The following is a 10,159-nucleotide window of genomic DNA, read 5'->3' as shown; positions in this document are numbered from 1 at the left end:
TTTTGTTAATATCAGAGCGAGTTTCTTCTACAACTGTAAGGTGTTCAATCAGGTTCATTGGTTGCGCCTAGCAATGGGATTGGCGCTATTTGATCATAAATTAGCTAAAAGTGCGATCCCGCCCTGCGACCTACACCACAAAGAACAAAGCGGACATCGAGAGGAAAATCGCCATTTGAAAAGATGTACTCTTTTGAACAGCAGTGCCTACAACTAAAAAACACGAGCGCGGTGCTCATAATCTGAAGAGCTTATAGTAGAATGTGTTATGTCGGCGTTTTATTCAGTGGTTGCAATAGTGTTACCTCTGTTAAACAAACTAAAAAGCACTACGCTTTATTCAGGTATGGGCAACCGTAGTACTTAAACACTTTCATATCACGTTATATCGTTTAAATGCTAACTGTTGCAGACCACTTAATTAAGCGAATTGCTATAAAAGCGCTCTAACTTATCTAAAAAATCATGCAGCTTTTGATTCATTTCTCGATAGTCATGATTAAGTAATACCTCTGGTTCGTCGACAAATCGGTAGTGAGACGCTTTAGTTAAGTCCTCATTTGCCATAAGTAATGCGACGACTTCTTTCGTTAACTCCATATGGCACTGGAAGCCATATACCAACTCTTGATAGGCGACAATTTGCCTTGGGCACCCTTCGCTATATGCAATTACTTGTGCTCCATTGGTAAGCCCTGGCATATCATTATGCCAATGACCCACACCCAATACTTGCCCAAAATGACTAAATAGCGGGTGTCGCATCCCGGCTTCTGTCAAGGTTATCGGGTATTTTCCGATTTCACGTTCAGGGCTAGGTTCAAATGTTGCTCCTAGTGCTTCACCAATAAGCTGGGCTCCTAAGCATATACCAAGCACAACTTTTCCTGCTGTAATGGAGCTTAAAATAATAGCTTGCTCACTTTTTGCATCGAAATGTGGGCATTGTTCAATCGTTGTTGACGGATCTTGAGGGCCGCCCATTACTATTAAAAAATCTATGTCTTCGATACTTTTTGGAAGTGGTTCGGCTTGATAAACTCGTGAGTAGGTGATGGTGTGGCCGCGTTTTTCAGCCCATACTTCGTAGGCACCGGGCGCTTCAAAATGTTCATGGATGATAAAGTGAATATTCATCTTTCAACCTTTCGATTAATGTAAGCCATAGATGTTATATCAAATTATCATGGCGTCATTTATAATAACTGACGTTTAATGTTGATAAGTCGCCAAAATGCAAGCAAATGACCTAATCAAAAACGCTCCGCATACACAATTCATAACAAAGACGATTAATATGGCGGCTGGTTATATTGATGACTTCCACTGTCATTCGTGGCACCAAATCGTGTTTCCATTGCGAGGGCTACTACAGTCAAATATTGGGGATAAACGTAGCATAGTGCCTCACAATGGCATGCTTTACATACCTGCACATACAATTCATAAATCCATCGCAGTGACCAATACAACGTTTTTAGCGATTTACCTCAACCCTGAAAAGTATGTTCAATATGCGCAGCAACCTAAATCTTGTCAGGTCACACCCTTTATCAAAGCATTGATATTAATGCTGTTTGAAACCAATACGCACAAGCAACCACAAGCGAATATCACGCATTTATTGACGGTATTGCGAGATCAAATTGATGTGGCAACAAGTTATGAAATCCCTTTGCTCATTCCTGCTGATAAGCGGCTTTTATCCATTTTCTCCCAACTAAAAGCGCAGCCATATCTTTCATTTACGTTAAAGGAATGGGCAACTAAAGTGGGTGCTTCAGAGCGTACTTTGTCTCGATTATGTGCTAGAGAGTTTTCTCAATCATTTGCACGATGGCGGCAAAACATAAGGTTAGTGTTATCTTTGCAATTGTTGGACTCGCAAAAAACCATACAGGAAGTTGCCGTTGAGCTGGGCTATGCCTCTGACTCTGCTTTTGTCCAAGCTTTTAAGAAGCTATTCAACCAAACACCAAAAAAGTACCGTACTGATAACTTACAGTAAAACGCAGGCTGGCTTACTACATTGAGTAAAACTCCATCACCTTATAGTGTAAAGTGGCCATGCTTCATCAACTTTGCTTAGGGTTAAAGTATCTTGTCGCGTATTCTTTTAAGTTTTCTTCTTATTATGTAGTCTAACTGGGTTTTGATTAGTGGAGACATTTGCCGATGTTGCGAATTTTTTTATGTGCTAGCTTAGGGTTAGCACCAATAGTGGGGGTATCAGCCCAAGAGGTAATGACCCCAGAGAAGCTATGGCAAGTAAAGCGCGTAAGTGCACTTGGGTTATCTAAAGATAAAACACATGTGATTTACCGAGTTACTACACCAAGCGTTGAGAATAATGACTTTGATAGTAAAGTGTATCAAGTACCATTAAAAGGCGGCACTGCGCAGCTACTCACCGCTTATCAGGGAGTGCTATCAGATAACAATGTGTCACCTGATGGTAGCAAAAAGTTATTCCATGATAGCGTTAAAGTAGAGTCTGTTTTAGCCACAGATAGATACCAAGCATTAACTCAAGCCAATGCTTATGTATTTGACGATTTAAACTACCGTCATTGGGATACATGGAAAGATGGCAGCGTTAAACATGTTTTTTATCAAGACCTTATCACGGAAGAAAAAGTCGACATTATGAAAGGGATGCCTTTTGATAGTCCAACGTCACCATTTGGTGGCTCCAGTGACTACATTTGGGGCCCTAAAGGTGAGAATATCTACTATGTCAGTAAAAAACTGACCGGCACAGAGTATGTAACAAGCACCAACACTGATATTTATCGCTACAACTTAGCCAGTAAGAAAACCACAAACCTGACAGAGCAAAACTTAGGTTATGATAAAAGCCCTGAATTTTCGCCAACAGGCCAGCTTGCTTTTTTGCGTATGGATGAGCCTGGTAACGAAGCTGATAAAAACGACATAATTGTTAATCTGGATGAAAGAGAAGTAAACCTGACGGCACACTGGGATGGCACGGTGAGTAGCTTTGAATGGAGCCACGATGGTAAGCACATTTATTTTATCGCGCCAATAGACGGTACAATTCAGCTGTTTCAGGTTGCAGTAAATCGTAAAACAAAAGATAAGCCAAAAATTAAGCAGTTAACCAAGGGTATGTTTGATGTCAATGGCATCGTTGCAGCCTTGGATGGTCAGCTGGTGGTTACGCGAAATAGCATGAACCAAGCGAAAGAGATTTTCCGTTTTGATCTCAATAGCAAAAAGCTTGTCGCGCTAACCAACGTAAACGAAGCACTGTATGCAGGTCTTGATTTACCGAATGTTGAAAAACGAATGGTGAAGACAAAAGACGGTGAAGATATGCTAACGTGGGTGATCTATCCTCCTAATTTTGATAAGCGCAAGCAATATCCAACCCTGTTATATCTACAAGGTGGTCCGCAGTCACCGTTGTCTCAGTTTTATTCATACCGCTGGAATTTCCAAGTGATGGCATCACAGGGCTACATTGTGGTGGCGCCAAATCGTCGTGGTATGCCAGGTCATGGTGTGAAGTGGAATAAAGACATAAGCCAAGACTGGGGTGGCAAGGTAATGCAAGACTACCTTGATGCGATAGATAATGTGGCTAAAGAATCTTACGTTGACAACAAACGAATTGCAGCTATTGGTGCAAGTTTTGGTGGTTACTCTGCATTTTACTTAGCTGGTAAACATGAAGGGCGATTTAAAACCTTTATCTCTCACTGTGGTATTTTTGACTTACGCAGTATGTATGGCACAACGGAAGAAATGTTCTTCGTGAACAATGAACTTGGTGGTGCGTATTGGGAGAAAAATAACGCGGCAATCAACAAGGCTTACGCGCAATTTAATCCAATCAGCTATGTCGACAAATGGGATGCTCCCATGTTTGTGATCCATGGTGGTAAAGATTACCGAGTTCCTCTAAGCCAAGGCATGCAAGCTTTTCAGGCAGCTAAATTACGTGGACTAAAAAGCCGTTTCTTATATTTCCCTGAAGAAAACCACTGGGTACTGACACCGCAAAACGGCATAGTATGGCAGCGCGAATTCTTCAAGTGGTTAGATGAGACACTATAGTCAATATAACAATCATCATTGATTGAATAATAAAACTGTACGCGGAATAGCAACGTCTTTGAGTCGTTGTTATTCCGATACAAAAACAGGCGGTTAATGTTGTATCTGCGACTTTTAATCGTAATCTTCGTAATTAAGAAACTTATTCTCCAATAAAAAAATGCTGTCAAAAACCTTGCTACGGCAGTGTGCTATCAACAAGATAGCTATCCCATATAGACAAAGTAAAAGTGTCGCTAACAAGCAACCTTTATCGCAATGCTTGAGTTGGATCAATCTATTTGAGTCCAATGAGTTTAACTTTCAGGTGTTATCAACCTATGTAAATGAAGTAGGTAATGAAGCGCGCTACAGTGTAATCACTGAAAAAAATAGGGTGATTAGCATATGATTAAACAGATATTTTTGATTTTTATTTTGACGATTGGCAGTTTTACTTCGGCGGCAAACGCATCTAATGAGCACACAGTATTAATCGTACTAACCAGCCATGATCAACTTGGCACTACGGGGCGAAAAACAGGGTTTTGGCTCCCTGAATTAACACACCCATATTACCGTTTCAAAAAGGCTAATATCAACGTGGATATTGCCAGCATTAAAGGTGGCCTTGCACCAATAGATGCAAAAGCATTGGCTGAGTGGGACGATTACCATCAGGTTTTTTTAAATGACGCGGAGTTAATGACTAAGGTGATCAATACGATCCCACTAAACCAAATAGATGCAAATGAATATGATGCGGTAATTTTTAGTGGCGGATCTGGGCCTATGTGGGATTTCCCTGACAATCGTGATGTTGCGCGTGTCGCTTCCGATATTTTAAATAAAAATGGAGTACTTGCTGCTGTTTGTCATGGTGTAGCAGCGATCACGAATGTTAAACTTGCGAACGGAGATTATTTAGTTAAAGGTAAGCGGGTTACAGGGTTTAGCAATCAAGAGGAAAGTGATTTAGGGACAACGGATATCGTCCCATTTCTATTGCAAAACCGGCTTATCGAACGTGGCGGTATTTACTCCTCAGCAGCTGCATGGCAAACCAATGTAATAGAAGATGGTCAGTTAATTACGGGACAAAACCCAGCATCAGCAACACTGCTCGCTGAGAGAGTTATCGCGAAGCTAAGAGCAAATAATTGACGCAGCCTGCGGGGTTTACTAAAGGCTCACAACTTTGTGTTCAACAGAAAGTAGCTTGTGTGGCGACAAGTCTTGTTAAGCTAGTTGAGTTTCAAGTGAGTTGGCAGCTATAGCGTATATAAATCGTAGGCATACTCGAGTAATCTGAGCTTCGGATGAGGGATGTCTTTTTTAACACGTTTGGTTTGGCGCTACTTCCATTTTCAAAAACAACGAGCTAACTTACTCATAGTCCCTGTCTCAGGTTAAACAGTTCACAGGAATAGGAAAATAAAAAATGTATAAAAGGATAATGAGCGCGCTTTGGATGTTGTTGGCTGTGCAGAGCCAAGCTGCAGAAGAGGCGTTGACAATAGACAGTGTAGTACCAAGTCATATGGAGCTGGCCTTTCCAAACGATGCTAAGGTGTATCCAGACAGCAGTGATTTTACAGTGCTTAACGCTGTGCTGATGAGTAATGATAGCGGTGAACGATTTGCAACAGTTACCCTTAAAAACCAATCAAGTGGACGGCGCACATTAACGCACAAACACCTGCTAGCATTGACGGCAAATGGTCAACGGATCATGCCTATGGAGCTTTCAGAGCACTTTAATGGTGGGGAAACCCTCTCGTTAACGTTATCGTTTGGTGAGAGTAAATTCCCATTGCTCCAAGTTTACACAAGAAATTAGTTTCGACCCTACCTGAGGCTAATTTAATTCGCGGGTTATAGATGTAAGCTAGCCATTTCATAGGCCAATTATTGCGTAATTGAGAGTGGCGTCTGCGCCGCGATATTCATTCCTACAAGATAAGAATGCTTACGCACTTGAGACACAAGTACGTAAGGTTTAACTTATAGATTAAAAATGGCAATAAAGCGCTTGATTGATCAACCTTACGTGCGCAAATTAAATTTTTGTACAAGCTGCGCCAGTGTTGTTGCTTGGGTACTCAGAGCCTCACCAGAGCGTGCGGCAACTTGAGTGTCTTGCAGTGAGTTTCGGCTTGATTCTTCAATATGCGAAACATCACGCGCCATTTCACTTGCCACAACTGACTGCTCTTCTGTTGCTGTTGCAATAGATTGGATCATGGAAGCAATTTCTGAGGCACTTTTCACGATTTCTCCAAGTTGAGAGCCAGCGACTTCGGCCATCACGACACTTTGCTCTACTTGGCTGACGCTACTTTGCATTGAGTTGACCGCGTGATCAGTTTGTTGCTGTATTGACTGTACTGTCGAAACGACTTCCTCAGTGGCTTGTGAAGTGCGTTCCGCTAAGGTTCTAACTTCATCTGCTACGACAGCAAAGCCTCGTCCTTGCTCTCCAGCTCTCGCTGCTTCTATGGCTGCATTGAGCGCGAGCAAGTTAGTTTGCTCGGCAATACTACCTATGACGCCTATCACATTACCAATTTGGCTGCTCAGCTCTCCAAGGCTAGTAACATTGTCTGCGGTGTTTTGTACGTCCTTTGACGCGGCTCTTATCTTGTCTATTGTTTCGCCGACGGATTTACCCCCTTGGCTAGCAAGATAGCGAGCTTGCTCTGCGTGCCCAGCCGCAATTTGACTTTGTGCTGCCACTTCCGACACTGTGGCACTCATTTCTTCAATTGCGGTAGCCACTTGGGTTGATTGATCTGAAGATGTTTGGCTTCGCACAGCTATCTGATTATTTGTTTCAGCAATACAGTGGCTAGAGGTACGCACCTCACCGACAACTTTGCTAATTTCTTTTAGAAGGTGGTTAAGGGAGGCTGCCATTTTATTTGTTGATGTTGCCAAGCTGTCTATTTCATCCTGGTTTTGATGAATAATATCAGGTTGAGAAATATCTCCATTACTGACACGCTCAGCAATTTCTAGTACTTGATTTAATCTGGTAATAATAGATTTATTTAATGAGTAAGCAATTACTAAGCCTAATATCGCGGCAATTATACAAATAGTAATAATAATCAAAAGCGTTGAGTTTAATCCATTAACCAACTGGTCGAGAGACTGAGTCGCATCGTCTCGTTCCTCAGTTGCAGAGACGGTTAATATTTTCTTCAAAGGTTGGAGATAGTTTGTGTCGGCGAGCTGAATAGCACGGGTGCTGCTTTGTGCATTACCGTTGCTGGAGAAAATCGTGGCATCTATCTGTTTATGGTATTGAGACATCAAGCGAATAATCTCTGCCATCTTTTGCCGATCAGATGCTTTGGCTGATTCATAGAAATACAAGGTTTCGTGTGTTTCCTTAAAGTCTTCCAATAGCTCATTAAACTGACGCTTTTTACTCAGATCACCATTAGCATATTCCAGTGCAGATGCCTCAAGTCTATGACTTATATCCAATAATTTGTTATAGTAGATCATCCCGGGTAGATCATCATTTTTGATCTCAAGTGCGCGTGCTGTTTCAGTCGACACCTTAAACCATACGAAAATACTGGATAGTGTCATGAGTAAAACCAGAGTACCAAATGCGAAATAGAGTTTTTTACTTAGCTTCATTGTTACAACCAGAAAGTAGAGAGTCTTTATTGAGATAGATTATTTTTATGTGCACTGTAATTAGTTTTTAGTAAAGCTGCGGTTTCATGGCGTTTAATCGTAACGAATTGTTATGATTAAATGCCATCGAGGAAAATGAGATAGGCCAGTTAGACATACTGGAGTATTTCATTTTTAGATATATAGCACGCAGCGTAAAGAGGCTTTTTGCACTGATTTACTTATACACTGGATTGAGGGTTATTGCATTATTTATTGCGCTTAGTTGAATTTTATTTGACGTGAATCAGTCATTTAAAAGGCGAATTTATGGATGTGAAAACCCGTTGAGACGAATAAGAATAATTGTTGATAAGGAGAGGTGCGGTGGCTTTAACCGCACTTAATTTGCTAACGTTTTAGCTTAAATCTTTGAACTAACTCCGATAGTGCTTTAGCTTGTTGGTTTAGTTCTTTGGCCGAATGCGCAGCGACTTGAGTATCATTCAATGAACTTTGGCTAGATTGCTCTATGTGAGCAATATCTTTTGCCATTTCACTGGCCACAACAGATTGTTGCTCAGTTGCTGTTGCAATAGATTGAATCATCGTTGCGATTTCCGATGCGCCTTTTACTATGTCTTCTAATAGCGAACCGGCTTTTTCAGCCATAGTAACGCTTTGCTCAACCTGTGCAACGCTGCTTTCCATTGAGGCTACGGCATGCTCCGTCTGTGTTTGGATAGATTGAACTGTTGACACTACTTCATCGGTGGCTTTGGATGTTCTTTCTGCTAATGTCCTTACTTCGTCTGCGACCACGGCAAAACCCCGCCCTTGCTCACCTGCACGAGCAGCTTCTATGGCTGCATTCAACGCCAGTAGATTCGTCTGCTCTGCGATACTACCGATCACACTTATTACATTACCAATTTGATTACTAAGCTCTCCTAGGTTGGTTACATTATCAGCGGTGTTTTGTACATTACTTGATGCTTCTTTTATTTTAGTTATGGTTTGACCAACCGAGTCGCCACCTGCACTGGCTGAAACTCTGGCTTGATCTGCATGCCCCGCAGCGACTTGGCTTTGCGAGGCTACTTCAGAAACCGTTGCGCTCATTTGCTCAATTGCAGTTGCGACCTGTGTAGATTGCTCTGACGCGCTTTGGCTTCTGTTTGCTATCTGGCTATTAGTATCCGAGATTTCATTACTGGAGACTTGTACATCGTGAACCACTTTAGTGATAGCCACAAGTAGAGTATTCAGCGATGCTGACATTTTGTTTGTGGCATCCGCAAGACCGTCAATTTCATCAACACCGTCGTGACTAATATCTGGTTGGGATATATCTCCTTCGCTGATCCGTTCAGCCACTTCCAGTACCTTGTTCAATCTATAAACAATTGATTTGCTGATGAAAAATGCAATGGTTGCACCGAATATTGCGGCAATCAATGTGATTAGAATGATGATAAGTAGCGTGGTATTTAATCCATCTACTAGCAAGTCGAGTGCGCTCTCTGCATCGTGGCGCTCTTCCTCAGATGAAACACTGAGAATTTTTGCAAGCTCGACCAATAAGCTGTTGTCGAGCTGCTGAAGGCTAGCTACTGCACGAGCTTTTGCACCGCCGTCATACTCGCTAAATATGTACTCCGCTTCTTTTTGAATTTCATCATACATTGACTCAATGGTTGCAATGTCTTTTACTTCGTTTTCTTCTTGTTCAAGTGGTTTGAGTTTTGCGAGATAATGCTTGAAACTATCAGAATCTTCCTTAAATTCTGCTTTTGCTCCCGGTTCACCCATGGTGTAGGCAATAATTGCCGCGAGCATATCGCCTGATTCATCGACTAACTCAAGGTAGTAGCGCACGCCAGGTAAATCATCGCTGAGGGATTCCTGTAAATTGGTAGACTGCAGTGCATCATTGAATTCTTGCTCTTTGGCTTTGTCTAAAATGGACTCTAAATCTTCACCTATGGTTTGTTTGAGCTTATAGACGCGGCTTTTGATCCGTTCGTGAGATGTGGGATCATAGGAATCGAACACCTGGCGGTTAACTTTTTCGTGAAATTGAGTCATGGTATTTAAGATTATTGCCATTTTTTCCCGATCAGATTGCTTGGCTGACTCGTACTTGTACAGCTCCTGCTGAGTTTGCTTAAATTGAGCAAATAACTGGTTGAAATCGCTTTTTTTACTAATGTCGCCGTTGATGTATTCAAGCGCTGATGTTTTGAGCTTATGCTCTATATCGATGAGTTTGTTATATAACAATATACCGGGTAAGTCGTCATTTTTAACTTCTAATGCTCGAGCTGTTTCGGTTGAAACCTTAACCCAAACAAATGCGCTCGAACAAGTCATTAGCAGTATTAATGCGCCGAACGCTACAAAGAGCTTTTTACTTAAATTCATAACACACCTATTTGGTAGATAGCGTGCTTTTCCTTGCCCGTAGAGT

At 41.7% G+C, this 10,159-nt stretch carries 8 protein-coding genes; 5 read left to right on the top strand and 3 right to left on the bottom strand.

The window, feature by feature from the left end; translation table 11 throughout:
- Positions 1-217 (top strand): hypothetical protein (locus F9Y84_RS21985; protein ID WP_211091670.1); only part of this gene is annotated, 217 nt, incomplete at its 5' end.
- Positions 218-417: 200 nt separating this feature from the next.
- On the opposite strand, the gene F9Y84_RS16420 is transcribed toward F9Y84_RS21985, so the two are convergent.
- Entirely contained in the window at positions 418-1,137 is a 720-nt protein-coding gene (locus tag F9Y84_RS16420; protein ID WP_147390714.1) for a type 1 glutamine amidotransferase, read from the bottom strand.
- Between the two features lie 97 nt (positions 1,138-1,234).
- Here F9Y84_RS16420 and F9Y84_RS16415 point away from each other — a divergent pair, with 97 nt between their 5' ends.
- The 4 genes from F9Y84_RS16415 (at position 1,235) to F9Y84_RS16400 (ending at position 5,899) form a co-directional block, all read left to right on the top strand.
- Positions 1,235-2,008 carry a helix-turn-helix transcriptional regulator gene (locus F9Y84_RS16415; RefSeq protein WP_147390713.1) on the top strand — a complete coding sequence of 258 codons (774 nt, stop codon included), beginning with the start codon at positions 1,235-1,237 and terminating at the stop codon, positions 2,006-2,008.
- A gap of 167 nt (positions 2,009-2,175) precedes the next feature.
- On the top strand, positions 2,176-4,080 hold the full coding sequence (locus tag F9Y84_RS16410) for a S9 family peptidase (RefSeq protein ID WP_147390712.1): 1,905 nt from the start codon (positions 2,176-2,178) through the stop codon (positions 4,078-4,080).
- 387 nt (positions 4,081-4,467) lie between these two features.
- Positions 4,468-5,223, top strand: a complete 756-nt coding sequence (locus F9Y84_RS16405) for a type 1 glutamine amidotransferase domain-containing protein (RefSeq protein WP_208723420.1) — start codon at positions 4,468-4,470, stop codon at positions 5,221-5,223.
- 277 nt (positions 5,224-5,500) lie between these two features.
- The gene (locus tag F9Y84_RS16400; protein WP_128730637.1) at positions 5,501-5,899 is read left to right on the top strand and encodes a hypothetical protein; all 399 of its coding nucleotides are present in this window, start codon (positions 5,501-5,503) and stop codon (positions 5,897-5,899) included.
- A gap of 206 nt (positions 5,900-6,105) precedes the next feature.
- Here F9Y84_RS16400 and F9Y84_RS16395 read toward each other — a convergent pair whose 3' ends face one another.
- A complete protein-coding gene (locus tag F9Y84_RS16395) occupies positions 6,106-7,710 on the bottom strand; it encodes a methyl-accepting chemotaxis protein (RefSeq protein WP_147390711.1) in 1,605 nt (534 codons plus the stop codon).
- 390 nt (positions 7,711-8,100) lie between these two features.
- The gene (locus tag F9Y84_RS16390; RefSeq protein WP_147390710.1) at positions 8,101-10,113 is read right to left on the bottom strand and encodes a methyl-accepting chemotaxis protein; all 2,013 of its coding nucleotides are present in this window, start codon (positions 10,111-10,113) and stop codon (positions 8,101-8,103) included.
- Between the last annotated feature and the right edge of the window lie 46 nt (positions 10,114-10,159).

This window comes from Pseudoalteromonas peptidolytica, from assembly GCF_012641745.1.
GTDB classification, from domain to species: domain Bacteria; phylum Pseudomonadota; class Gammaproteobacteria; order Enterobacterales; family Alteromonadaceae; genus Pseudoalteromonas; species Pseudoalteromonas peptidolytica.
Note: the sequence above shows the minus strand (reverse complement) of the source record. Positions and strands in the feature narration are given on the sequence as shown.

Coding starts and splice junctions, on each gene's coding strand:
- F9Y84_RS16390 (WP_147390710.1), bottom strand. CDS start 10,113: ATGAATTTAAGTAAAAAGCTCTTTGTAGCGTTCGGCGCATTAATACTG.
- F9Y84_RS16415 (WP_147390713.1), top strand. CDS start 1,235: ATGCAAGCAAATGACCTAATCAAAAACGCTCCGCATACACAATTCATA.
- F9Y84_RS16405 (WP_208723420.1), top strand. CDS start 4,468: ATGATTAAACAGATATTTTTGATTTTTATTTTGACGATTGGCAGTTTT.
- F9Y84_RS16420 (WP_147390714.1), bottom strand. CDS start 1,137: ATGAATATTCACTTTATCATCCATGAACATTTTGAAGCGCCCGGTGCC.
- F9Y84_RS16410 (WP_147390712.1), top strand. CDS start 2,176: ATGTTGCGAATTTTTTTATGTGCTAGCTTAGGGTTAGCACCAATAGTG.
- F9Y84_RS16400 (WP_128730637.1), top strand. CDS start 5,501: ATGTATAAAAGGATAATGAGCGCGCTTTGGATGTTGTTGGCTGTGCAG.
- F9Y84_RS16395 (WP_147390711.1), bottom strand. CDS start 7,710: ATGAAGCTAAGTAAAAAACTCTATTTCGCATTTGGTACTCTGGTTTTA.